Here is a 24,096-nt window from a genome sequence, read left to right on the forward strand (position 1 = left end):
TCACAAGATCAGGCCGGGAGGGAGACTTCCCGGCTTTTTACGTTGAAACCGGGAGATTCAGGGAAAAAAGCATTTGCCTCTCGTCAAGGCGACAGATAAACACAAACCCCCCAGCCACGGGTGGCTGGGGGGTTTTTTGTGGGAAAGACAAGGGCGCTGGTCAGTCGCCCTTCATGGTATTGACCACCCGTTTCCAGGCGGACTCATTGAGCTGGTACCCATTCATGACCTGTTCATAGGGCAGGTACTCCCGTGAACTGGTATGTGTTGTCAATAACGGACACGAAAACTTTATGCGGTTTTTCTCTCTTTGTAATATTTTTGTTCGAATGCAGCAGGTGAGAGATACCCAAGTCCCCGCTGCACCCTTTGTCTGTTATAGAACACTTCAATGTACTCGGTTATATTACGTATAGCCTCTTGGCGTGTCGCATAGCGCTTGTGATAGATCAACTCTGTCTTCAGTATTCCCCAGAAACTCTCAATTGGTGCATTGTCATAGCAATTTCCCCGACGGCTCATGGAAGATTGCATGCCATAACGCTCCAATTGTTGCCTGAACTCATTTGAGCAATATTGGCTGCCACGATCGCTGTGGTGAATGAGCCCCTTGCCGGGACGCTCCAGCTCCACCGCATGCTGCAGTGACTGCATGACAAGGTTCTTGGTCATACGTTCAGACATAGCATACCCCACCAGCTTTTTACTGTAGAGATCCTTGTGACCAGCAAGGTAGAGCCACCCTTCATCTGTTGGAACATAGGTGATGTCGGTAAGCCACGCCTGGTTAGGGGCACTGGCGGTAAACTCCTGATTCAGTATGTTTGGTGCCACTGGCAGCTTGTGGTTCGAGTTGGTGGTTGCCTTGAACTTCTGCTTCTGTTTGCACACTATTCCATGCATCTTGCGTACTTTCCTGATCCGGTAGAGACTGACATGTATTCCATTTGCCATCAGCTCCTGTTGTAGGCGCTCCGGAGAATATGTCTTCCGGGTTTTCTCGTGAGCCGCTTTGATTTCAACCGTGAGCCGCAGGTTTTCCTTGCGACGCTCTGACACTGGCCGTGTGCGCCATGAATAGTACCCACTGACGGATACATCGAGGACTTCACACAGCAGGCGCAGGTTATACTCAGGCTGAAGTGCTTTGATCATCGCGTACCGGGCTGCGACTCCCGGGCAAAGTACGCGGCGGCCTTTTTTAGGATTTCACACTCCTGGCGCGCACGGTGAAGCTCGCGCTTGAGTCGGGAAAGCTCCTGCTCTACTTCTGTCAGGGGGCGGCGATCACTCCCTATTTCTGTAAGCTTGCCAGCCTTGTCCGCACGAAGCCAGCTTTCAAGCGTTGACTTGGGCAAGGAAAGATCTCTAGTGTTTAATTGCAAAAGTTCGCGATATACTGTATATTCATGACAATCGGACCCAAAGGAGGTTGTCATGGCCAGAAGAGCTCCAATACCTCGCTGCTCAGAGGAAGATCGTCGCACGATTGAAGAGTGGGCCAGTAGTCGAACAATGGAGGCGCGACTGGTGGAGCGTGCAAAGATCATTAAAAAGTGCCTGGCTGGTTTACCTGTTGGCCAAATTGCAGCCGATCTCAGCATTAGGCCCAACACGGTCATCGCGTGGCGCAAGCGTTTCGAGGAGCAGGGAATTAAAGGTTTGAATGATCGCCCTCGCTCCGGCAAGCCCCGGAAATACGATGAATCACTACGGGACAGAATCCTGGAAACCCTGGAGCAGCAGCCACCAAAAGGCCAGGCAAGATGGGACGGGGCCGCATTGTCCGCTCACCTCGGAGTGTCAGACGATGCCGTCTGGCGGGTGCTTCGCAGAGAAGGCATCTTTCTGTCCCGCCAGCGAAGCTGGTGCGTAAGCACTGATCCTGAATTTACGAGCAAGGCTGCGGACATTGTGGGCTTGTATCTCAATCCACCGGAAAATGCCATAGTGATTTCGCTTGATGAAAAGCCAAGTATTCAGGCGCTGGAGAGGGCGAGGGGTTATGTTTGCACGAACAACGGCAAGATCGTCCAGGGATTAAAAAGTACATATAAGCGTCACGGAACTTTAAACCTTTTTGCGGCGCTCAATGTGGCCACTGGGGCTATCCATGCCAAGACAACGCAACTCAAGCGCCGAGTTGAATTTCTGGAGTTCATGGACGAGCTCTTATTGGAATTGCCTGCTGACAGGGAGATCCATGTTATTCTCGACAACTACTGCATCCATAAGCGAAATAACGACTGGTTGAAAGCCCATCAGAATGTCACCTTTCATTTCACGCCTACTTCTGCAAGTTGGCTCAACATGATTGAGATATGGTTTGGCATTTTATCGCGCAAAGCGCTGAAGGGGGCAAGTTTTGGCAATGTCGAACAGCTTCGCAAGGCGATAGAGGATTTCATTGAAGTCTACCAGCAAAATGCAAAGCCTTTCCTGTGGAGAAAACGTGAAGTAAAAGGCAGTCAGCTTAAAAATACTATCGTTAATTTATGCAACTAGACACTAGATACTTCTACGGAAGACTTCCCACTGTCCCTCACAAGACTCACGGCCTCTGCGCGAAATTCCTTGGAGTAACGCGATACCACTCGACGCTTCATAGACACCTCCGGTTTGATAACTCTATCTACCTTTCGTGTCCGATTTATTCAACATACACCAAACACACTTTGTCCAGTTCTTCCGAACGGGTGATTGCGGTAGATGTGAGAAAAAGGAAAGACAGGTAATACCTTGGAACGTTAGTAGGCTGCAGGCAGAAAATGACGGAGCATATTACCCATTTTCAAGGAAACCTGCCATGTTTATCTGAACTTATAAGTGCTTGAATTATTATTGAGTTGTCTTAAGTGTTGCATTACGCTTAAAGGTGAAATCGAATGATGTCCCACGGCCGCATTATAAATATGTGTAAACTCGTTGCGCAAATTCGTCGCAAAAATCCCAGGATCGTCGCTTGAGACTACTATTCTAGTGTCTAGTTGCATAAATTAACGATAGTATTTTTAAGCTGACTGCCTTTTACTTCACGTTTTCTCCACAGGAAAGGCTTTGCATTTTGCTGGTAGACTTCAATGAAATCCTCTATCGCCTTGCGAAGCTGTTCGACATTGCCAAAACTTGCCCCCTTCAGCGCTTTGCGCGATAAAATGCCAAACCATATCTCAATCATGTTGAGCCAACTTGCAGAAGTAGGCGTGAAATGAAAGGTGACATTCTGATGGGCTTTCAACCAGTCGTTATTTCGCTTATGGATGCAGTAGTTGTCGAGAATAACATGGATCTCCCTGTCAGCAGGCAATTCCAATAAGAGCTCGTCCATGAACTCCAGAAATTCAACTCGGCGCTTGAGTTGCGTTGTCTTGGCATGGATAGCCCCAGTGGCCACATTGAGCGCCGCAAAAAGGTTTAAAGTTCCGTGACGCTTATATGTACTTTTTAATCCCTGGACGATCTTGCCGTTGTTCGTGCAAACATAACCCCTCGCCCTCTCCAGCGCCTGAATACTTGGCTTTTCATCAAGCGAAATCACTATGGCATTTTCCGGTGGATTGAGATACAAGCCCACAATGTCCGCAGCCTTGCTCGTAAATTCAGGATCAGTGCTTACGCACCAGCTTCGCTGGCGGGACAGAAAGATGCCTTCTCTGCGAAGCACCCGCCAGACGGCATCGTCTGACACTCCGAGGTGAGCGGACAATGCGGCCCCGTCCCATCTTGCCTGGCCTTTTGGTGGCTGCTGCTCCAGGGTTTCCAGGATTCTGTCCCGTAGTGATTCATCGTATTTCCGGGGCTTGCCGGAGCGAGGGCGATCATTCAAACCTTTAATTCCCTGCTCCTCGAAACGCTTGCGCCACGCGATGACCGTGTTGGGCCTAATGCTGAGATCGGCTGCAATTTGGCCAACAGGTAAACCAGCCAGGCACTTTTTAATGATCTTTGCACGCTCCACCAGTCGCGCCTCCATTGTTCGACTACTGGCCCACTCTTCAATCGTGCGACGATCTTCCTCTGAGCAGCGAGGTATTGGAGCTCTTCTGGCCATGACAACCTCCTTTGGGTCCGATTGTCATGAATATACAGTATATCGCGAACTTTTGCAATTAAACACTAGATATTTCATCAGCCTTATTAACTTGTTCGCTCAGGCCAAGCCATCTAAATATATGGTGCTCATGGTAACTTGAATAGTAGCTGATGGCCACATTGCTACTTGGCATGGTTTCCACAACTATTTGCTTAGAGTTGATACTTTTTATGACGCGTTGTTGCAGCGCACTATAGACATCATCAGGCAAAAAAGAGTTTGGCACTTCTATTAGCGATTGTGATTGCCTGTAAACGGGTGCTGAATGGTAGCTTCTAAGGATTTTTTTGCAATGGAGTGAGCCTTTTTGCGGAAAGTCCTTTTCAAGCGGATCTTGCCAGCGTAAACGCCAGAATTCCTGCAGGGTAGATGCGGTCAAAGGAGCGTCAGTGTCGAAGATTCGATGGGCATATTCGAGTGCTTCGCGCTCTGCTTTTATGACATATTCTGACATGCCGTCGACTTCACTTAGCAGCGAGAAGACAAAAATCATATTATCAAGCCATTCACCCATTGGAAGGTATGATGTTGCTCCAGCTCTGGCACGCCAAAGGGCCGGCTGAATGCCAATTGCTGTGGCGTGGCCAATCCTGTCGCCAGGTTGCAGGTCAAGATATTCCATCGTTTCAAATAAAGCTCTCATGCCGCTCAGCAGGTGGTAGAAGTCTTCGCCTGCATGATAAGTAAAATGGACAATCCCATTGTTTCGCAAATAGCGGTAAGTTGGAGCAAATACCTCAGGAGGTGTATGGAGCTCGTTCCCAGCAGCATCTATGCCGCACAAATACTCGCGAATCCACTGAAAACTTTTGCGTAAAAAGATAATAGAACTAGACTGCCTTTTGAGTGTTTTTCGGAGAGAGTAGAATCGGGGAGCAACAATGCTAAACTCTTTAGGGATTGCGTCCCTTTTCTTGATAAAGTGAAAAACCAGCGTCATGTTCATCCGCTTTTTCTTTATTGCCCGCTCACTAGAAAGAACAGCTTTGTTGAGAGCTGTATCTTGATGGTTTTTAAATGCATATTTTTCATACTCATTGATAATAGTGCGCAGAAGTTTGAAACACTCCATGGTCGTTTTTTTAGGGGCAATTCGGGCTTCAAGACAACTGAGGTCTTCGCCATACATCCCTTCAAGTTGTTTGAAACGTTTGCTAAAGCGCTTTTCAGTGTACTCGCGAAGATTATTGCCAGATATCTTATTGAATTGGTCAAATCCCCATTGATTAGCTTGTTGCACCAACAGATTAATGAACTGGCCACGGAAGAGGAGATATAAGTGAAAAGCATTGGCAAAATATTGGGTGTTAGATGCATGAAGATGTTGCATAGACAATATTAAAAGGAGCGCTTCGGAGTAGAGAGAGATATCATTAGATTCTATCGAGATAGGTATATGCGGCTGAAGTTGCAGTGAGTCAATACGTTTCAATAAGTTATTTTTTGAAATTGCCCTGTTGTTTTCTATAGCATACCAGAGCAGTGAGCGCAGGGTTTTGGCAATTCGCAGATGACGATATATTTTATTTGGGCTAAGCGCCCTGTCTAATTGCTGGTACAGCTCGCATATCTCAGGGTTGGTGCGCTTTTCCCTTATATACTTGTGTATTGCTAATGGATTCCTGATGGCATCAATCCAGACATAATCTGCTTCACTGGTTCCGTTGATATGAAGATGAAGGTCTTGCAACCCGCTTTCCTGTATCATTGACTCAATTTCTGGGATAAATGGGGAGGGGAAAGTTGATTTTGCTGAAACTATTTTAAGCCATTGTTTCCAGCGCTCCTGTGGAACTTCTTTCCGTATTTTAGTTACGAGCAGAGGAAGTGGTGAGGTCAAAGCAATTGTGCGCTGCCACGAATCAAATGCATCGCATTTTACTCTTATTTCATTACCGCGAAAAAAAAGAGGTTCGCTTAGTTTCTCAAGACATGACATCAACATCTCACTTAGCGACGCATTTTCCAATTGCTGCATAGAAATCGCGTGCCTATGCAGATAGTCTGGTTTCAGGCTGTCGCGCTCGCGCATCTGCTGAAATATCGACGTTAGTGCCTGTTTTGGCGTGGGGAATTCGCCATCCAAGTAGTTGCTAAGGAGACGTTGTGAAGAAAAAAGGTGCGCTAGGAAAGACGCCATATATTAGCCACCCTGGCTTTCGATATCAGTTGGTTTTTTGGTTTTTGCTGGAGCTTTACTTTGAACGCTGGCGCGAAATCCAACAGCTGTCGCAATTTTACTTCTCAGAGCAGTGCCGGGTTTCGAGATCAACGATTCAACGAAGGCATCAAACCCTGCTTTACCCTCTGGTTTATAGTCGCTATCGAACAAGGCTTTTAATTCTTTTTTAAACGTCGTATCCTTGAGGAGATTTTCTAGGCGTTGATTACTTATGACAGACGGCTTACCTGTGGTCCGAACAGGGGGGATTAAATTCAATAGTGAGCTTACTCCAACAACACCGGGGATGACGCAGAATAGCTCTTTATCGATTGCATTTTCAAATAGCTCGTTTGTGCGCTCAATGTATTTTGAGAACACTCCAGTATTAAAGGAATTATCCTCAGGAATGCTGTCATTAATTTCATCTTTGTTTTCAAAGTAATACCCCCATAATGGGCAAGTAAACAGAAGAGCAAAGACATTACTTTTTTTCCATTCGGACCATGCTTTCAGGTTGTGAAGGAAGTTGTAGTCAGAGTTTGTCGGGTTTTGCAGGCGAATACTCTCATTCTTGTGTTTTACAGTGGGGTAAAAACGTGCCATTTCTACCAAAACGGCATTCAGGAACGCGATGAGCTGTCGATGCAATAGGCGGCCTATATAGAGGTCATTAGTAGTAAAATCATCGCTTTGTTGAGTGAGTGTATAGTAGAACCGCTGCCATATTCGTGACCATACTGCAGCAGGTAGTGGCTCGGCTTCTTGAAATGCCTTTATCCATTGCATGAAATGCCGTATGAACGTCTCATTTTTCCTGTTATGGTCACGGATAGCATCTTCGCCGTGTAGGTTAAGTGTCGTTATATATTTACTACTGGGTGCGTTGTCCACGTCATCATGGTCGTCACCATCTATTTTATCTTTAGCAATGTCTATGGTTTTAAGCATCGGGTATGTGCGTATATGTCCAGCCCTGTTAAATAGACCGGTCAACCTGTCCTCACCTGTCTCCTTTGAATTTAAATTATGGTCGCTGGATGTAAACACGGCAAGAGCGCTAATAACGTTCATGATCGAAGCAAAATAAGGCGATTCATCTTTATGGCCGAGCCCAATAATAAACGGTATACCTATGATATCTTTTGCAATAGAGTTTTGTAGTAGCCATTGAATTTCTTTGGGCGTGAAGGTATATCGTTTTTGAGCGAACCAGTTCTTCAATGCATCCTTCGATTCTGATTTGAGTAAAATATAGCTTGATATAGCGGGGTTGGTGTGAAAGTCCGAATGCTTTATTATTGTAGTGGAGCGAGTTCGAAAGAGGTTGGGAGTAGCGACTAATTTACGTTTTTTGATAATTTGACCATCTGTTAGTACTTGCAAAGAACCATGCCGGAGGGGTGGATTATTTTTTGGGAATGATCGCATAACGCTGATCCAGCGACGACTATGCGCTAGCGTATCCTGTTCGGAAAAGGTGTTGAGAGAGCTAAGTATCTTGTTGCTATCAATCTCGTCGTTCGCTTGTGTTAAAGCTTCACGCAACAAACCGCCCGTGATCATGTAGTCAAGCTGGCTGGCCTTATTCTGTCTGAAGCGCGCATAACTGAGAATAGAAAGAACAAATGCAGCAATATTTTCTTCCTGGTTGGTGTAGCGAGGTACTAACTCAAGATCTTTAAAAAGTAAGTTAGAGCTGTACATTGCCTCATGTATGCGTGCAATGGCAAGCGTCTGATCTTGGAAGTTACTCAGCCCTTTATGTAAGTTGCTACTGAATATCCAACTGGCAAAAATATCGCCTAGAACGCTGAGATCCAGTGAAAATGGATCTTTGTCGCCAGATTCGTTGGTGCTTTGTAAGAGCTGCAAAACCAATCGTAGTGGCAAAGAGGTTATAAATGAGAGATACGCGGGAGCATCTTCCATTGTTGGCATGTTTTCAGCTTCGGTGATTATTCCACACTGATTTGTAATGAAACGACTTAACCAGTTTGCCATTGTGCGATGAGGTTCGCTTACTTGCAGCTCCTTTTCTTTCATGTTCTTGTATACATATATGTTGTCGGTGTTCAGCTGCGCCAGTGTCGGCAGCCAAATCCTGTAAGGCGCTTTAAGTAACTTCAGCAGATACTGTTCCTCAAGTGCCTGAACGAGCTCTCGATAGTCAGCAAAGGGTCGTTCTTTTTCGTATTTGGTTGGAAGTTCGCCAAGTTGCATCCACTGGTGTTTGCGCACTTGGGTAGCATATAATTGAATGTCGCCGCATACCAGCGTAATCAGGCGCGGGGTTGTTATGAATTTGCGTAAGGTTTCTAAAACTGACCACCCTTTATCAAAAAAGGTATCGACATCATCCAGGGCTATAACAAACGCATCAACATCAAGTGCCTTCGCAGAATGCTTAATGAAATTATGAAAGCGCTTATTGAGCATTAACCCAGCGTAGGCATTATTTAGACCTTCTTCCATGATGGTGATGGAGTCATCCCAAATTTCCTGCTTTAATACATCTGAGCCAATGCCATCAAGTTGTTTTAAGCCTTCGGCCAGGCATTTGAGACTGTTTGACCACTCATCTCGACCATCAGGCAGTTTTGATTCGCGCAGAATATCGCATTCACCATCATCAAATATAGGAGATTGATAACAGCTATAGTGTCTCTGAACTTTAGCGCGAATTAATGATATTAAGGATAATAGCACATGCTCTTTGGTGTCCATTAATGTTGGATCAAGCATATCGAGACTACATAGTTTAAATTTTGTATCCTTCTGAATTGTTTTCTCTGAGAGTTTCTTCATGGTAGTAAGAGCAAATGTAGTCTTGCCACTTCCTCTGCCGCCAAAAATGCTTATACTGTAATGACCTCGTTCAGTTTCGAAGATATCTGTAGCGTTCCCGATAATATCAGAGATAAGTTTTTCAGTTTGGTTGTAAGCTTCGAGATGTATAAACTCTTCATCATTAAATTTTGAGGCGTTATGAGAGTTCTCTAGGATGATATGTCGTGGATTTGTTTGTGTACTCATGGTCGCCACCTTTGAATATATTATTAATGAGATTGCTATACATAAATAATAACACCACTTTTGTTTGCAAGATGCCTTAAAGTTGGCAAGACGGTAGAGGGTCGGCGTTATAGTCGCCGGTTTTGTCGTGTTTGGTGGTGTAGCGAAACTGCAGGCTCTGGCGGTAGTCCAGGGCTTTTTTCAGCAGATAGAAGGTTTCCAGATGGCCTTCCAGGTCTTCAAAGCCCAGTTCGATATGGAAGTTCTGGCGGGCAAGGGGCTGGCCGCGCAGGATGCGCTTGATGGTGTTGCGGTAGTCGGGGTGTACCTGGCCTACGAGGCTGGCCAGGAGTTCGAGGACGATGGTTTCATCGGTGCGGGGGCCTGTGGCAAGGCGGTACTGGGTGGTCAGCAGGTAGCTGCCGTCTTCCTGGCGTTCGATTGGCAGCTGGGCCAGGCGTTCGAAGAGGTCTTTCTGGATGGTGCGCACGGTGACGCCAAACTCCTGGGCCAGTTCGGGTGGGCGTACGCGTTCTCCGTTGCCAAGCATGGTCAGGATGGTGGTCAGCCGGTACATGGCCTTGTCGTAGCTATGTCTGGCCATGGTCGCTCCCGTTGCCAAACTGCGCGAATCGCTCAATATCGCCTTTTATGGCTGCCATGGCGGCACCCAGGACGGCGATGTCGTCCATCCAGCCAACGCCGGGGAGGAAGTCGGGTATGACGTCGAGGGGCAGGATGACGTAGGCCAGGGCTCCGGCGATGATGGCCCAGGTGCGGGGGCTGAGGCTGAATCCTCTGGTGGTGATCATGCGGTAGAGCAGGATGAAGTCTTCATGCCAGCTTTTGTCCTGATGGCTGCGGGCGAAGTCTTCGGCCTCTGCGGGGTCGAAGTCGTCGGCCATGTTTTCGGCTTGCCTGCGGGCGCGCGCTTTGTACTCTTCGCTGATGCTCATGCCGGAGTCTCCCTGTTGTGATTGGTCGTCTTCAGGAGAGTATGGCACAGGGTGGCGAACGCGTGAGTTCGCCTTGCGGAATCGGGCGATGCCTTCTGTGCTTGTGAAAGTATAGTACATATTGTTTCTGTGGTGAAGGAAAAAGTCTCACTGTAAATGAATGTAACGTTTCGATGAGCTTGGCGTCCATGAGCGGGTTCGCGGGAAATAAAACAGGGTGTCGGCGGCGATGGCTCGGGTTGTTACCCTCGTTTTTCCGCGATCCATGCGGTGACGCTGGCTTCAATATCCCTGCTGACCTTCCGGTTGCAGGCGGCTTTGACTTCGGCCAGAATCCAGGTGCTGCCGGCGCGTTTGAGCCCTATGGTGGCGCGGGTGTCCGGCATATGCAGTCGGTAGGCGAAGTACTTTCCACAGATGATGTCGAAGGCATAGCCGCCGACGCAGTGGCGCATGGTTTTGCCTTCATGGTACAGGTCGGCGATGTGGGTGATGGGCGTGATGTGCGCGTTGCCGGGCAGTGGTGGCTGGGGGAAAGGCTCCTTGAGTTTGGCGTCGCGGGCGAGCCTGCGTTCAAGCTCCAGGTCGTTGAATCTGTCGGCGATGCGGTCGTGGCACCTTTGCAGGTCGTCAAGTGTGCGGCAGTTGCGGGCCAGGGCCGTCGCACTTTCCTGCTCCAGCTGCCGTGCCATCATCTGCATGTCGCGCAGGGTGTTTTCTGTCTGCCAGAACTGCGCTTCGTCCATGGGAGGCAGGGCATTGCGCATGGGCATGTGGCGCAGCAGGGGATAGTCCCACAGCAGCAGGAAGCGTTGCCGCGAAAGTGCCCTGTGGTGGCTGAGTTCAGCGCGGAAAGCGGGGTCGTGCAGGGCCTGGATGAGCTTGTTGCTGTCGGTGCGTGTCCAGGGTTCCAGGGGGAATTTCCCCAGGGTTCGGAAGGCGCCTTTGACGGTGGGCAGCCCCAGTTCGCGGGCCAGCTCCTGACGGGGGCGGTGCAGGGCGTGTTGGAGATCGCAGAACCTGGTGTCCAGGCCCACGGCGCGCTGACACCACAGCCACAGCAGCAGGGGAGTGGTGTGCAGCAGGCAGCGGGCATCGTGGCTGTGGCAGGCAAGCTGAAGCAGCAGGAGGCTGTGGGTGCCTGGAACCTGAAAGAGTTTTTGCCAGGGTTCGGCGAAGGAGTTGCGCCATGGCTCGGCCTGGGGGTGCCAAAACAGTTCGGGTATGAAGGGCAGTTCGCATGGCTCCACCTGTTGGGTGCCTTCGTCGGTGGCGCGCACACAGTGGCCTGCCGGCGCGGCGTGAAAGCGGAAGGCCTGCACGCCCATTTCCCGCAGGAGCTGCGCGCGCACCTGCAGGTACTGGTGCTGTTCATCCCAGTGCAGTTCGGTTTCGCTGGTCATGTCCGATAGGCTCATCATCGGCTGCGCTCATCCAGGTAGGCTTCCACCTGGCGTATCAGGCGGGCTTCCATGTGGGGGTTGTCCTCAATGGTCACGTCGGGCATCCAGTGGCGGATAAAGGCCAGCACTTCCCGCTCTTCGCGGTAGTGCAGCCGCAGTATCAGGCTGTCGGCGGTTTCGCGGACTTTCTGCAGATTCTGGCTGAGGGCGCAGCGCAGAAAACGATGGGCATTGCCGGTGGCTTTGAGGGTTACGCTGGTGCTTCCCTGGTCGATCCAGCCGTAGGGGGTCGCTTTGCTGCAGAGGTTGCGGATGTGCTCCTCCACGCCTGGCTGGGGTGTGAAGGTATCGGGACCTGCGCGCAGCTGCTCCATGGACTTCATATGGAAGGTGGTGATGCTTTCGGCGTGGTGATCCCAGGCCAGCAGGTGCCACCGGCCGCGCAGGCACGCCAGGCGATAGGGGTCGGCGCAGTGCTCCCGACGTGCGCCACCGGTATGGGTATAGGTGAAGCGCAGCCGCTGGCAGCTGTGCAGGGTGCGCTTGAGCAGGGTAAAGGTTTCCTGATGGCTGCCAAGCTCCTCCAGTCCCAGGTTCAACAGAAAGTTGCGACGGGGCAGCTCCTGGCAGGGCAGAATTCGCTGAACGGTTCGGCCAAATTCGGGGTGTACCTGATCCAGCAGTTCGGCGGCCAGCTCCAGAATCAGGATTTCATCGGTCTGGGGCAGGCGTGGCAGGCGGTAGGAGTCCCCCAGGAGATAGCTGCCATCCTGGTGCCTCTCAATGGGGATGTGGCTCAGGCGCTCAAAGAGATCCTTCTGGATGGTTCGCACCGTAACGCCAAACTCTTCGGCCAGCTCCCGAGGTCGCAGCCGTTCGCCGCTGCTCAGACGGGTGAGGATTGTGGTCAGGCGATAGAGGGCCCTGTCGTAGTCGCGTTTTGCCATGTCTGCTCCCGTTTTTACTGGGAGTATGGCACAGGGGGGCGAAGGGGTGGTTTCGCCTGGGGAAGAGTGAATTTGCCGGTATGGGGAAAGAGTGATGGCGGAGTGTCGGTGACTTCATGGGCGTACGGAAAACAGGGGCGGCGATGTCCGCAAAGTGTGCTTGAGGCAGCGGCTGCAGGAACCCTCCGCCTCGCGTGTCCCGTGTCCTGAGTGCGCAGCGAACGGGCGAGATGGGCTTTTCCGCGTTCCAGCATGGTGAATGGTGAGCATTAAAAGAAAAGAAGCCCGCAGTGGGTACTGCGGGCTTGTATTTTTTTGCGGTGGTACGAGGAGGGGGAGTCGAACCCCCACGCCGAAGGCGCTAGATCCTAAGTCTAGTGCGTCTGCCAGTTCCGCCATCCTCGCACGTCAGGGAGCTTGTACTGGAAGTGGGTCCGCTTGTCAATCAAATTACAGGATGTAGCGGCTCAGGTCTTCGTCTTCCACCAGCTTTTTCAGGCGCAGGTCCACGTAGTTGCGGTCGATGGCGATGGTCATGGAGTCCATTTCCGGCGCGTGGAAGCTGACTTCTTCCAGCAGCTTTTCCATGACGGTGTGCAGGCGGCGCGCACCGATGTTTTCCATCTTCTCGTTGGCCTGCACCGAGTATTCGGCAATGGCTTCTATGGCTTCGGGCTGGAAGTCCAGGGTGATGTGCTCGGTGGCCAGCAGGTGGCGGTACTGTTTGACCAGGGCGCTGCGGGGTTCGCTGAGGATGCGCACGAAATCATCTTTGCCCAGGGAGTCCAGCTCCACGCGGATGGGAAAGCGGCCCTGCAGCTCGGGGATCAGGTCGCTGGGTTTGGAGAAGTGGAAGGCACCGGCAGCAATAAAGAGGATGTGGTCGGTGCGTACCATGCCGTACTTGGTGGAGACGGTGGAACCCTCCACAATGGGCAGAATGTCGCGCTGGACGCCTTCGCGGCTGACATCGGCACCACCCTTGCGCACTTCCTGGCTGCTGGCGATCTTGTCGATCTCGTCCAGAAAGACGATGCCCGACTGCTCCACCAGTTCCACGGCTTTGGTGTTCACCTCTTCGGTGTCCACCAGCTTGGCGGCTTCTTCATCCTGAATCAGGCGCAGAGCGGCTCGCACCTTGGTTTTCTTCTTTTTCTGGCGATTGCCGAAGAGCCCGCCGAACATATCCTTGAGGCCGGAGGTGAAGTCCTCCATGCCGGGCTGCTGGCCGGGCATGCCCATGATTTCCACCCGGGGCGGCGGCATGGTGATATCGATTTCAATTTCCTTGTCGTCGAATTCGCCTTCCAGCAGTTTCTTGCGGAATTTCTGGCGCGTGTCCTGGTAGTTGGGGCTCTCGCTGGGGGGGATGATGGTATCCAGCACCCGCTCCACCGCCGCCTCCTGGGCCTGATCCTGATAGCGCTTCACGAGCTCATCCTTGACCATCTTGACCGAAGCTTCGGTCAGGTCGCGGATGATGGATTCCACATCACGGCCCACATAGCCCACTTCGGTGAACTTGCTGGCTTCCACTTTAATGAAGGGCGAATTGGTGAGTTTGGCCAGGCGGCGGGCGATTTCCGTCTTGCCCACGCCGGTGGGGCCGATCATGATGATATTCTTGGGGGAGATCTCTTCGCGCAGGAAGCTGTCCAGGCGCTGGCGACGCCAGCGATTGCGCAGGGCGATGGCCACGGCTTTTTTGGCTTCGGTCTGGCCGATGATGTACTTGTCCAGCTCGGCCACGATCTGGGATGGGGTGAGTTGTTCCACGATATCCTCTTACAGTTCCAGAATAGTGATGTTGCGGTTGGAATAGATGCAGATGTCGGCGGCAATCTCCAGGGACTTGCGGGCGATATCAACGGCGGTCAGATCGGTGTTTTCCCGCAGGGCGCGGGCTGCCGCCATGGCGTAGGAGCCGCCGGAGCCGATGGCCAGGATGCCGTCTTCAGGCTCCACAATATCGCCGGTACCGCTGATGATGAAAGAGTTCTCGCGGTCGGCCACGATAAGCATGGCCTCCAGGCGGCGCAGGATGCGGTCGCTGCGCCAGTCCTTGGCCATCTCCACGGCGGCGCGGGTCAGAATATTGCCGTGTTTTTTCAGCTTGCCTTCAAACTTCTCAAAGAGATTAAAAGCGTCGGCAGTGGAGCCGGCAAAGCCACTGATGACCGCACCGTCAGCCAGGGTACGGACTTTCTTGGCCGTGGCCTTCATCACCGTATTGCCGAGGGTGACCTGACCGTCGCCACCCAGGGCCACGCGTCCGTCGCGACGCACGCAGACTATGGTTGTTCCTTTAAACATAGGTTATTCCTTGGTAATAATATGTGAAAATGTAAAGGTCGCGCCCAGCGCTCCTCCCAGAGACATTCGCTTTTCATCCCTGGCTCAAGTCTCTGCCGCTTGCCATCCGGGCTCGCTCTCAGGGCGCTGAACCGCTCACCCTCTCACCACCGGAAGGTGTTCCTCAGCAGCCCACTAACCTCTATCATGCCCGCCATATCTTTGCAACCACGAGCGGAACTCCTCCTCGGCGCGGCGGGAGTAGAGGGCCTTGCGCTCCTTTTTGCGGTGGCGCTCGGCGATGGGGGCGAAGAGGCCGAAGTTGATGTTGCTGGGCTGAAAGTTGGCACTGGGGGTGGTGACGTGGCAGCCCAGGGCACCCATGGCCGTCGTGGCTGGCGGCGCCGAGAATTCCTGAGCGCGAAGCTGGTGCAGCACGCTGAGGGCGGCCACATGGCCGCTGGCCACCGATTCAATATAACCCTCCACACCGGTTATCTGCCCCGCCAGCCACAGGCCGGGGTGGTCTTTGACCCGGTAGTCGGCCTCCAGGAAGCGGGGGCCGTTGATGTAGGTATTGCGGTGCATGCTGCCCAGGCGCAGGAAGTTGGCCGCTTCCAGGCCGGGGATCAGGCGGAAGACCCGCTTCTGCTCGCTCTGGATCAGCTTGGTCTGAAAGCCCACCAGATTCCAGGCGTTGTCATTCAGACTCTCGCGGCGCAGCTGCACCACGGCGTGAAAGCGTTCACCGGTCACCGGATGGGGCAGGCCCACAGGCTTCATGGGGCCGAAGCACAGGGTCTCCTGGCCCCGGTCGGCCATCTCCTCGATGGGCATGCAGCCCTCAAAGTGAATCTCCTTCTCAAAATCGCGGGGCTTGACCCGCTGGGCGCTGATGAGCTCGTGGTAAAAACGCTGGTACTGCTCCTCGCTCATGGGACAGTTGAGGTAGTCGGCGTCGCCTTTGTCGTAGCGGGCAGCGCGGAAGGCAATCTCCAGGTTCACCGTGTCGCCGTCCACAATGGGGGCAATGGCATCGTAGAAGTAGAGGCTCTGGCCGAAAAGCTTGCCCATGGAGTTGCACAGGGCCTGGGAAGCCAGTGGGCCGGCAGCCACGATCAGGGGGCGTTCAGGGGAAAAGTCCAGGTGGGAGTATTCTTCGCGCACCACCCGAATCTGGGGATGATTTTCTATCAGGCGGGTTATGTGGGCCGCCAGGGCGGCGCGATCCACGGCAAAGGCGCCACCGGCAGGAACCCGGAACTGACGGGCCGCCAGCAGAAAGGGCGAGTTCGCCTGCAGCAGTTCGCGCTTCAGGATTCCCGGCCCCGACTCCTCGGAATCGCCGCGCAGGGAGTTAGAACAAAGCATTTCGCAGAAGTCGCCACTGGTGTGGGCGGGGGTCATGATGTGGGGGCGCATCTCAAAGAGGGTGACGTTGACGCCGTGATCGGCCAGCAGCAGCGCTGCCTCGCTGCCGGCCAGTCCGCCGCCGACGATGGTGGTATGCATGGTGGTATCGTCCTTTCCGCACTCTTTTGCCTGGGCGATTTTGTAAGCTATTTTGCCGGGGAATGCGAGGGGAAAGAGAAACGCTGTGGCTTTTTCGGAAGCGGTTTCGCTGGTTTTTCCCTGTGAGCGCTGCTAGTATATTCCGAATTCGCCATAGATATTTCCCAGCAAGGAGCCAGACATGAAGAAGCTCATCGGGTGTATTGGACTGATCATTTCGGTATGTGTTTTTTCCTCTTCGGGGTTTGCCGTGTCACTTGACAACCAGCTGGTGGTGGAGGAGCAGCAATTTGCGGCTGGTGCCTTTGAGGGGCCAGGTACCTGCCTTGGCTGTCACCACGAAATTCACACTCAGTGGTCCCATTCCATGCATGCCTATGCCTGGCAGAATCGCTGGTATCAGGATGACTACCGGTTGGCCCACCGCGAGACGGCTGGCGCGACCGATGTGCTCTGTGGTGCCTGCCATGCGCCCATTGCCGCTCGCACAGGGCAGCTGCCTCCCCACGATGGCAGCGCGTTTGACGCAACGGCCCGGCAGGGTATCTCCTGTGATTTCTGCCACACGGTTTCCGATGTCAACCGCCTGTATAATATGGGGCATGTGTCCAGCCCCGGCAATCTGAAATACGGTAACCGCGGCGATGGCAGCTCTCCGTACCACGGCGTCAAGTACTCAGCAGTGCACCGTTCGGCGGAGTTCTGTGGTTCCTGTCACAATGTCAAGCACCCTGCTGGTGGTACCGCTATTATCGATACCTACGATGACTGGAAGTCTGGCCCCTATGCGGAGCAGGGCATTACCTGTCAGCACTGTCATATGACCCCCGGTCCCGGTCAGGGAGTGAATCCGGGCAAGTCAAGCCCAATGGGCATGGAGCGCTCCAACGTGGCCTTCCATGGTTTTGTGGGCGGCAGCTCCTTTGCCCAGCGCAAGATGGGTAATGAGGCCCAGGCGCAGATGGCTGAAGAGATGCTGCGGGCTGCGGCCGAGTTGGAACTGGAGGCGAAACGGGACGGAGAGAGCCTGAGTCTGACGGTGCATGTGGATAACGTGGGAGCGGGCCACAAGATTCCCACGGGTGTGACCTATATCCGCAAGATGTGGCTGGAAGTGAAGGTGGAGGATGAGCAGGGCAACACGGTGTACCACTCCGGCTCTGTGGACGCGAAGAACCACGTTGATCCTGAAGCGGTATTCTACCGGCTGCTTTTTGAGGATGGGGAGGGAAACCTGACCGGCAAGAGCTGGCGAGCGGTGGGAATTGGTTATGACCGTCGCATCCCTGCCAATGGCAGGGACTCTGAAACCTATGCCATCAGGTTACCGGCGGAGCAGGGTGTCTATGAGACGACGGTGCGCCTGATGTATCGCTCCTTCTCCCAGGAGAGCCTCGACTTCCACGATGGCGCGGATGCGCCCCGCATTGAAAGTGTGGAGATGGCGCGAAGCACTCTCCGGATACCGCAATAATCACGGGATAACACCCCCGCACTTGCGGGGGTGTTGATATTTCTGGAGTTTATGTGGCCGGGGTCGAGCGGGTCTGCCGCCATCTGGACCACCAGCGGCGCAGGGGCGAACGGCTGTTTTTCAGGAGCGTTTCAATGGCGGGCATACTCTCCTGGGCAGCTCTATATCCTTTTTCGATGAGCGCCTTGTACTGGCTGAAATCAGCCCAGTTGATCTGGGCCACATCGGGCCGCAGAATCAGATCGGCCTGTTCCACCAGCAGGGTGTTGTAGTTGCTGAGGATGATATCACTGCTGCGGAAGACAACGCCGTAGCCACGTTCGGGAAAGGGCATGTCCAGGGATTTGCTTACATCCACGGCCACCACCGGGGCCGGGCTCATCTCCTTGGCCGGTGGAGTGGGCGTGAGGTAGGAGGCGGCGCCATCGATGAGCTTCATGCCGTCGTATTCCAGGGGAGTGAAGACGCCGGGAATGGCGGCACTGGCGGTGATGGCGGTGCGCACGGAACCGCTGCGAAAGAGTACCGGGGTGCCTTCCTCCAGGTCGGTTGCCACGGCGCAGAAGGGGATGGACAGATCCTCTATGTTTACATCATCGATGAGAAACTCCATGGCCTGCAGCAGGGCTGTGCTGGGTACAGTGCCAGCGCTGGTGAAGACCCGCGCCAGCTGCATGTTCTTGCGCAGCTGGCTGAACAGCAGGTCGAATCCCTTCTTCTGAATGCGGTCGCCGGACCTTGAATAGCTGTCCAGCCCGGTGCTGCGCATAAAATCGCTATTCACAAGCATTTCTATGCGTCTTTCCACTTCATTGGTATCCCGGTAGCAGGCGAACATGGCACCGATAACCGCGCCCATGCTGGTTCCCACCAGCAGCGAAGGTGTGATGCCAGCTTCCTCCAGGGCGCGCAGGACACCCAGATGGGCGATACCCCGTGCGCCGCCACCGCCCAGGGCCAGTGAAATACTCTGTTGCATGATCATTTTCCACCTGGTTTCAGGGTTACATCGGCAGCCAGCAGGTGCCAGAGGTGCCCCGTGTCATCTTTGAGCAGCAACGCGCCGTCGTGATCCATGCCCTGGACAACTCCTTCAATCGTGCGTTCCACCATGTGAGCCTGAATGCGTTTGCCTTCAATGGCGCAGCGCCTGCTCCAGTTGGCGGCGATGGGCGCGAAGCCTTCGCTGAGCAGGCCGCTGTAGCACTGTTCCAGAGACTCCAGGCAGGCGCGTACCACGCTGGCCAGGTGGAAGGTTTGGCTGCCGCAGATGCGCAGGGAGGTAGCAGTCTCTCCCAGCTCGGGCGGAAAGTCGTTCGCGTCGGTGTTGACGTTGATGCCGACTCCCAGGATCAGAAATTCCACCGAGTCCATTTCCGTACTCATCTCAGCCAGAATTCCCGCCACTTTGCGACCGTCGATGAGAATATCGTTGGGCCACTTGATATGCACGGATTTTCCGATGAGCCCTTCCAGGGCGGTGGCGATGGCCACGGCTGCCGTCTGGGCGATGCGCGGTGCATCGCTGGCGCTCATGCGGGGGCGCAGGATCAGGGAGAAACTGACACTGCTGCCACTGGGGGAAAACCAGGGACGCTGGCGACGACCGCGCCCCTGCACCTGATTGCCGGTGACCACCAGAGTGCCTTCTGCAGCTCCATCCATGGCCAGTTTGCGCGCATATTCATTGGTGGATTCCACGCTTTCCAGGCAGTAGATCTCTTCCTGGCCCAGCAGGCGGGTATGCAGGTTGTGGTGGATTTCGCTGGCCAGCAGGTGTGGCGAAGCAGCGCGGAACTGATAGCCCTTCTTGGGGGAGGACTCAATGGTGTAGCCGGCGCTGCGCAGGTGTCCGATATGCTTGTTGATAGCGGTGCGGCTGATGCCCAGCTGTCCGCTGAGCTCCTCTCCGGAAACCCACTGATCCTGGTGCTGCCACAGGTGCTGCAGAATATGATCCCGGGTGCTGGGCGTTTTCACGATACTCACCATTATTGTAAACTTGAATTATTTATAAGGTTGACGTATAAGGTTTTCATGGCGAATCATTGTGCGCATTGAGCTTGGCCTTTGTTCGCCATGGAAAAGAGCACAACACACGCAATCAGACCGGAGCTGCAATGTCCCACTCTATCACAAACTTTGCCCATGAGGAACTGCAGCACGTGAGCAGGCAGCACCTCTGGTATCCCTTTACCCAGATGCAGGAGCTGGAACGCGAGCCCATGGTGGTCATTGAGTCGGCACAGGGCTGCTGGCTGCAGGACACCTCGGGCAAGCGTTATCTCGACGCGGTGGGCTCTATCTGGACCAATGTCCATGGCCACTGCCATCCCCATATTGACGAAGCGCTGCGGCGGCAGCTTGACCGCGTGGCCCACTCCACCCTGCTGGGGCTCAGCAATGTGCCTGCCATTGAATGTGCCCGCAAGCTGATGGAGATCCTGCCGTCGGGTCTTGAACGGATATTCTACTCCGATAATGGTTCCACCGCCATGGAAGTCGCCCTGAAGATGGCCTTCCAGTATCACCAGCAGACGGGCCAGCCCCAGCGCACCCGTTTTCTGGCCCTCAGTGGAGCCTACCATGGTGACACCATCGGCTCAGTCAGCCTGGGTGGCATCGACCTGTTCCACGCCCTGTACCGGCCCCTGCTCTTTGAGGTGGAGCACGTGCCCGCCCCCAACTGCTACCGCTGCCCCTGTCAGGCCAGCTTTCCCGGCTGCCGGCTGGCGTGTCTGGATGTGCTGGAAAGGGCCCTTGAGCAGGATGGACAGACCATCGCCGCCCTGGTTCTGGAACCTCTGGTGCAGGGAGCGGCGGGCATGCTGGTGCATCCGCCCGGCTACCTGAAGGGTGCCCATGAACTGTGCCAGCGGCACGGGGTGCTGCTTATCGCCGATGAAGTGGCGGTGGGTTTTGGCAAAACCGGCCGCATGTTCGCCTGCGAGCACGAAGGCATTGTCCCCGACATCATGGCCATCGCCAAGGGCATCACCGGTGGCTATCTGCCCCTGGCCGCCACCGTCACCACCGACCGGGTTTACCAGGCCTTCCTTGGAGAATTCGCCGAGCTGCGCACCTTCTTCCACGGCCACACCTTTACGGGCAATCCTCTGGCCTGTGCCGCTGCCATTGCCACCATGGAGGTCTTTGAACAGGAGCGCACCCTGGAGCAGCTGCCCGCTAAAATTGCGCGCCTGGCTGCGGGGCTGACTCCCCTGAAAGCGCATTCTCAGGTAGGTGATGTTCGCCAGCGGGGCACCATGGCGGGTATTGAGCTGGTTCGCGACAAGGCCAGCAAGGAGCCCTACGACTACCGCCTGCGCATGGGGCAGCGGGTGACTCTGGAGGCGCGCCGGCGCGGCGTCTTCACCCGACCTTTGGGAAATGTGGTGGTGCTGATGCCGCCCCTGTCCATCACCACCGAAGAGATCGACCTGCTCTGCCAGGTGATCGGAGAGTCCATTGCGGCCGCAACCTCGTCCTGAAGCGCCCGTGGAGGGTTTTTTCCGCTTTGATCCGGAAGCGCCCCTGTACCGCGAGCACTTTCCCGGTAATCCGGTGGTGCCTGGAACCCTGATTATTCATGCTTTTCTGGAGCTGCTGGAGCCTACGGGCCCCTGGCAGCCACGGCGCTTTCGTTTCCTGCGTTTTGTGCCGCCGGGGGAGTACCGTTACACCGTGGAGCCTGTGGAACCGGGCTGTGTACGCTGCTGCCTGTGGCGCGACGGCACTGCTGCCGTGCGTGGCGAGTGTGTGCGATGAAGCTGGATTTCTGCGACCACCGGCTGCTGATACTGGGGGGCAGCAGTGATCTTGGGCTGGCCATTGCCCGCCAGGCCCTGAGCGAAGGGCTCCATGTCACCATGACCGGCTCAGGCTCTGCGTCACTGGAGCGCATGGCTGAAGTGATCGGCCATGGAGATGGGCAAGCCGACGGCCAGCTGCTGGATATGAATGACGTGGGCAGCGTTGAAGCGCTGCTGCATGGGTGTCAAACAGCCCCCGGACTCCTGGCGGACTGCCTGCACCCTCACCTGGAAGAGCTTGTCGCCGCCGCTGCCATGGAAGAAGTCGAGGACTACTTCGGCAGCGCCCTGATCCAGCGCGCCCGCCTGCTGCAGCACCTCAGCCGTGCCATGCTCTCGCGGCGCCGCGGGCGGATGGTGCACATTTCCTCCGGAGCCGCCGGACAACCCGCCAGCGGGCAGGGTTTCTATGCCGCCAGCAAACTGGCCGTGGAAGGCATCTACCGTTCGCTGGGGCTGGAGCTGGCCCCCCGTGGCATTACCACATGCAGCCTGCGCCCCGGCTATATTCACTGCGGACGCGCCCGCTCCATGATTGACGAACAGGGCCAGCAGCTGCTGGAGCGCATCCCTGCCCGGGAGGTGCTGGCAGTGGAGGATGTGGCCCGGACGGTACTCTTTCTGCTCAGCCAATCTGCCAGAGGAATCAATGCCACCGTGGTGACCATGGACGGGGGGATGAGGGCGGGGAAAGGGTGAACAGGGGACGCAGCACCGCAAACCTGTGGCCTGCACGACTCTCAGACCACGGGTTCCGGTACTTTTTCTGTAACTATTTACGGTGTGTTGGTACTCGCGTCAGCATTCCTCCCAGAGGCGCTCACTTTCGTCCGAGGATCTCCGTCTCTGCCGCTCGCCATCCGGGCTCGCTCTCGGAATACTGGCGCTCCTGCTGAAAAAAACGCAGGGGAGCCGTGAATGGTTACCCCTGAAGTTTCGCACCCCCCGAAACGGCAGGTTGTCGGGATCGACCCTGATGCCATGCTGGAATGGCCGAAATGATTCTGCGCAGACGGGGGTCGCTTGACACTGCCCTCACCCTGTTTATGAGTTTATTTTGCCACTTTTTTCCCGCAAAAAGTGGCGCAAAAAGCGGCCCCAAGTGCTGTCCTTTTCAGCCGTCCGCTTGCCTGGAACTGGGGACCGCAAACAACCGCCCTCCATGGCTTTTGGTTTGCGGTTGCCGCCCTCGTGGCGGCAACCCTGCGGGTCCATAGCGTTCCAGTCTTCGCGTCCTGGCTGGGCCAGCACACGGGGGAGAAGCAAAGGAAAGCCGTTCCCCCCTGAGCCCGTCCGGTGAGTGCGACGCCTGGCTGGCAAAACCCAACGGGACACTCACAGGAAGTGAGTGGTCCGGCAGCACTGCAGGGAGGCAGGGGTCAGGCAACGCAAAGAGGCCCAGGTGCAAGGCGCGGGCAAAGCGAGGAGCGAGGCGTACTCCCTGTACGTCGCAGTGACGAGCGATGCCCGGCAACGCAGCAGATGAGGCTTTTCAGCAGCCTGACAGTCGGCGCGTCCTGGCTGGGAAAGTACACGGGGGAAAGGCAGAAGCAGGCTGCCCCCCCTGAGCCCGTCCGGTGAGTGCGACGCCTGGCTGGCAAGACCCGAGCGGGACACTCACAGGAAGTGAGTGGTCCGGCAGCACTGCAGGGAAGCAGGGGTCAGGCAACGCAAAGAGGCCCAGGTGCAAGGCGCGGGCAAAGCGAGGAGGGAGGCGTACTCCCTGTACGTCGCAGTGACGAGCGATGCCCGGCAACGCAGCAGATAGGACTCTTTGAGCAGCCTGCTGCCGGATCTCCAGAACAGGCGAACAATGAGCCGGAAGTACGGGCGTTCGGGGGGCGCGTTTTTGTGTCCTTTTTGCGCGGTCAAAAAGGACAATATCCGGAGACTAAAAATGGAATACCAGATAAGTCAAGCATGCAAAATCAATACGGTTTCCGCGAGATAAACACCATTGTAATAACAGCTTAACTCAAGGCAGCAAGATGCGAAAGTTGAGTTACCCTTTTCTTTGCATTTGCGCTGACGAAAAAAGACAAGGAACATTACATGCAAACATTTCACGTTATTCAACAGGAGCTTTCCCAGCTGCTGGACATGGAGTCCGAGGAGATTCAGATGGATTCCTATGTGGTCCGGGATCTGGGGGCGGAGTCCATTGATCTGCTGGAGCTGGCGGTGGCTCTCAACGCGCGTTTTTCGGTGCCGGTGCGCGACAGCGAGATTTTCCTCAAGCCGCTGCGCGGCCTGCTGGATCAGTGTCTGGTGGAAGATACCGATCCCTTTGCCTGCCTGCGGCGGCACTTTCCCTACCTGAGTCAGGAGCGGTGCCGCGAGATTCTGGGTGATCTGGAGGGTGGCCCGGTGCTGCAGGTGCGGGATCTGGTGAGTTACATCGACTGGAAAAGTACTCTGTGAGCTACGGTTC

The 24,096-nt window shown here is 54.7% G+C and carries 19 protein-coding genes and 1 tRNA gene; 6 read left to right on the forward strand and 14 right to left on the reverse strand.

Translation table 11 applies throughout. The features are described from left to right. Positions 1-291 precede the first annotated feature (291 nt). A protein-coding gene (locus SELIN_RS02405) for an IS3 family transposase (protein ID WP_425481175.1) occupies positions 292-1,457 on the reverse strand; the annotation gives its coding sequence in 2 pieces (ribosomal slippage) (positions 292-1,205 and positions 1,205-1,457; 1,167 coding nt in all). Between SELIN_RS02405 and SELIN_RS02415 the strand changes: the two genes are divergently transcribed. Continuing rightward, positions 1,438-2,505 (forward strand): IS630 family transposase, encoded by a 1,068-nt coding sequence (locus tag SELIN_RS02415; protein WP_013505116.1) that lies wholly within the window; start codon positions 1,438-1,440, stop codon positions 2,503-2,505. The two genes, SELIN_RS02405 and SELIN_RS02415, sit on opposite strands and share 20 nt — an antisense overlap. 478 nt (positions 2,506-2,983) lie before the next feature. On the opposite strand, the gene SELIN_RS02420 is transcribed toward SELIN_RS02415, so the two are convergent. The 11 genes from SELIN_RS02420 to trmFO all read right to left on the reverse strand — a co-directional run bounded on the left by SELIN_RS02420 (position 2,984) and on the right by trmFO (position 16,418). After that, positions 2,984-4,051, reverse strand: a complete 1,068-nt coding sequence (locus tag SELIN_RS02420; protein WP_013505116.1) for an IS630 family transposase — start codon at positions 4,049-4,051, stop codon at positions 2,984-2,986. 58 nt (positions 4,052-4,109) lie between these two features. After that, entirely contained in the window at positions 4,110-6,233 is a 2,124-nt protein-coding gene (locus SELIN_RS02425) for an amidohydrolase family protein (RefSeq protein WP_013505117.1), read from the reverse strand. 3 nt (positions 6,234-6,236) lie between these two features. Then, positions 6,237-9,290 (reverse strand): hypothetical protein, encoded by a 3,054-nt coding sequence (locus SELIN_RS02430; RefSeq protein ID WP_013505118.1) that lies wholly within the window; start codon positions 9,288-9,290, stop codon positions 6,237-6,239. 76 nt (positions 9,291-9,366) lie between these two features. Next, positions 9,367-9,873, reverse strand: a complete 507-nt coding sequence (locus SELIN_RS02435; RefSeq protein ID WP_013505119.1) for a helix-turn-helix transcriptional regulator — start codon at positions 9,871-9,873, stop codon at positions 9,367-9,369. Further along, complete coding sequence (locus tag SELIN_RS02440; protein ID WP_013505120.1) at positions 9,860-10,225, reverse strand: YkvA family protein; 366 nt, start codon at positions 10,223-10,225, stop codon at positions 9,860-9,862. Before SELIN_RS02440 ends, SELIN_RS02435 begins: the two co-directional genes overlap by 14 nt. A 242-nt stretch (positions 10,226-10,467) precedes the next feature. Beyond that, positions 10,468-11,628 (reverse strand): PcfJ domain-containing protein, encoded by a 1,161-nt coding sequence (locus SELIN_RS02445; protein WP_198007112.1) that lies wholly within the window; start codon positions 11,626-11,628, stop codon positions 10,468-10,470. A gap of 14 nt (positions 11,629-11,642) precedes the next feature. Further along, entirely contained in the window at positions 11,643-12,575 is a 933-nt protein-coding gene (locus SELIN_RS02450; protein WP_013505122.1) for a helix-turn-helix transcriptional regulator, read from the reverse strand. A 321-nt stretch (positions 12,576-12,896) separates the two neighbouring features. Continuing rightward, positions 12,897-12,980 (reverse strand) — tRNA-Leu (locus tag SELIN_RS02455). A 45-nt stretch (positions 12,981-13,025) separates the two neighbouring features. Then, a complete protein-coding gene (gene hslU / locus SELIN_RS02460) occupies positions 13,026-14,351 on the reverse strand; it encodes an ATP-dependent protease ATPase subunit HslU (protein ID WP_013505123.1) in 1,326 nt (441 codons plus the stop codon). A 9-nt stretch (positions 14,352-14,360) separates the two neighbouring features. Next, positions 14,361-14,888, reverse strand: coding sequence for an ATP-dependent protease subunit HslV (gene hslV / locus SELIN_RS02465; RefSeq protein ID WP_013505124.1), 528 nt, complete (start codon positions 14,886-14,888; stop codon positions 14,361-14,363). Positions 14,889-15,062: 174 nt separating this feature from the next. Then, positions 15,063-16,418, reverse strand: coding sequence for a methylenetetrahydrofolate--tRNA-(uracil(54)-C(5))-methyltransferase (FADH(2)-oxidizing) TrmFO (gene trmFO, locus SELIN_RS02470; RefSeq protein WP_269493431.1), 1,356 nt, complete (start codon positions 16,416-16,418; stop codon positions 15,063-15,065). 142 nt (positions 16,419-16,560) lie between these two features. Between trmFO and SELIN_RS02475 the strand changes: the two genes are divergently transcribed. After that, the gene (locus SELIN_RS02475) at positions 16,561-17,853 is read left to right on the forward strand and encodes a multiheme c-type cytochrome (RefSeq protein ID WP_013505126.1); all 1,293 of its coding nucleotides are present in this window, start codon (positions 16,561-16,563) and stop codon (positions 17,851-17,853) included. 49 nt (positions 17,854-17,902) lie between these two features. Here SELIN_RS02475 and SELIN_RS02480 read toward each other — a convergent pair whose 3' ends face one another. Next, entirely contained in the window at positions 17,903-18,832 is a 930-nt protein-coding gene (locus SELIN_RS02480; protein ID WP_013505127.1) for a patatin-like phospholipase family protein, read from the reverse strand. Positions 18,833-18,834: 2 nt separating this feature from the next. Further along, positions 18,835-19,833, reverse strand: coding sequence for a biotin--[acetyl-CoA-carboxylase] ligase (locus SELIN_RS02485; protein ID WP_049871076.1), 999 nt, complete (start codon positions 19,831-19,833; stop codon positions 18,835-18,837). Positions 19,834-19,985: 152 nt separating this feature from the next. Between SELIN_RS02485 and bioA the strand changes: the two genes are divergently transcribed. The 4 genes from bioA to SELIN_RS02505 all read left to right on the forward strand — a co-directional run bounded on the left by bioA (position 19,986) and on the right by SELIN_RS02505 (position 24,086). Beyond that, positions 19,986-21,344, forward strand: coding sequence for an adenosylmethionine--8-amino-7-oxononanoate transaminase (gene bioA / locus SELIN_RS02490; RefSeq protein WP_041726362.1), 1,359 nt, complete (start codon positions 19,986-19,988; stop codon positions 21,342-21,344). Further along, positions 21,322-21,621 carry a beta-hydroxyacyl-(acyl-carrier-protein) dehydratase FabA/FabZ gene (locus SELIN_RS02495; protein WP_013505130.1) on the forward strand — a complete coding sequence of 100 codons (300 nt, stop codon included), beginning with the start codon at positions 21,322-21,324 and terminating at the stop codon, positions 21,619-21,621. Before bioA ends, SELIN_RS02495 begins: the two co-directional genes overlap by 23 nt. Beyond that, a complete protein-coding gene (locus SELIN_RS02500) occupies positions 21,618-22,364 on the forward strand; it encodes an SDR family NAD(P)-dependent oxidoreductase (protein ID WP_013505131.1) in 747 nt (248 codons plus the stop codon). Before SELIN_RS02495 ends, SELIN_RS02500 begins: the two co-directional genes overlap by 4 nt. A 1,353-nt stretch (positions 22,365-23,717) precedes the next feature. Continuing rightward, the gene (locus SELIN_RS02505) at positions 23,718-24,086 is read left to right on the forward strand and encodes an acyl carrier protein (RefSeq protein WP_013505132.1); all 369 of its coding nucleotides are present in this window, start codon (positions 23,718-23,720) and stop codon (positions 24,084-24,086) included. Positions 24,087-24,096 lie beyond the last annotated feature (10 nt).

This window comes from Desulfurispirillum indicum S5, assembly GCF_000177635.2.
Lineage (GTDB): Bacteria > Chrysiogenota > Chrysiogenetes > Chrysiogenales > Chrysiogenaceae > Desulfurispirillum > Desulfurispirillum indicum.

Bases quoted from the DNA above. Each gene is read 5' to 3' on its own strand.
- SELIN_RS02505 (WP_013505132.1), top strand. From the start codon at position 23,718: ATGCAAACATTTCACGTTATTCAACAGGAGCTTTCCCAGCTGCTGGAC.
- SELIN_RS02430 (WP_013505118.1), bottom strand. From the start codon at position 9,290: ATGAGTACACAAACAAATCCACGACATATCATCCTAGAGAACTCTCAT.
- SELIN_RS02415 (WP_013505116.1), top strand. From the start codon at position 1,438: ATGGCCAGAAGAGCTCCAATACCTCGCTGCTCAGAGGAAGATCGTCGC.
- hslV (WP_013505124.1), bottom strand. From the start codon at position 14,888: ATGTTTAAAGGAACAACCATAGTCTGCGTGCGTCGCGACGGACGCGTG.
- SELIN_RS02425 (WP_013505117.1), bottom strand. From the start codon at position 6,233: ATGGCGTCTTTCCTAGCGCACCTTTTTTCTTCACAACGTCTCCTTAGC.
- SELIN_RS02440 (WP_013505120.1), bottom strand. From the start codon at position 10,225: ATGAGCATCAGCGAAGAGTACAAAGCGCGCGCCCGCAGGCAAGCCGAA.
- SELIN_RS02445 (WP_198007112.1), bottom strand. From the start codon at position 11,628: ATGACCAGCGAAACCGAACTGCACTGGGATGAACAGCACCAGTACCTG.
- SELIN_RS02450 (WP_013505122.1), bottom strand. From the start codon at position 12,575: ATGGCAAAACGCGACTACGACAGGGCCCTCTATCGCCTGACCACAATC.
- SELIN_RS02420 (WP_013505116.1), bottom strand. From the start codon at position 4,051: ATGGCCAGAAGAGCTCCAATACCTCGCTGCTCAGAGGAAGATCGTCGC.
- SELIN_RS02475 (WP_013505126.1), top strand. From the start codon at position 16,561: ATGAAGAAGCTCATCGGGTGTATTGGACTGATCATTTCGGTATGTGTT.
- SELIN_RS02435 (WP_013505119.1), bottom strand. From the start codon at position 9,873: ATGGCCAGACATAGCTACGACAAGGCCATGTACCGGCTGACCACCATC.
- SELIN_RS02480 (WP_013505127.1), bottom strand. From the start codon at position 18,832: ATGCAACAGAGTATTTCACTGGCCCTGGGCGGTGGCGGCGCACGGGGT.
- SELIN_RS02500 (WP_013505131.1), top strand. From the start codon at position 21,618: ATGAAGCTGGATTTCTGCGACCACCGGCTGCTGATACTGGGGGGCAGC.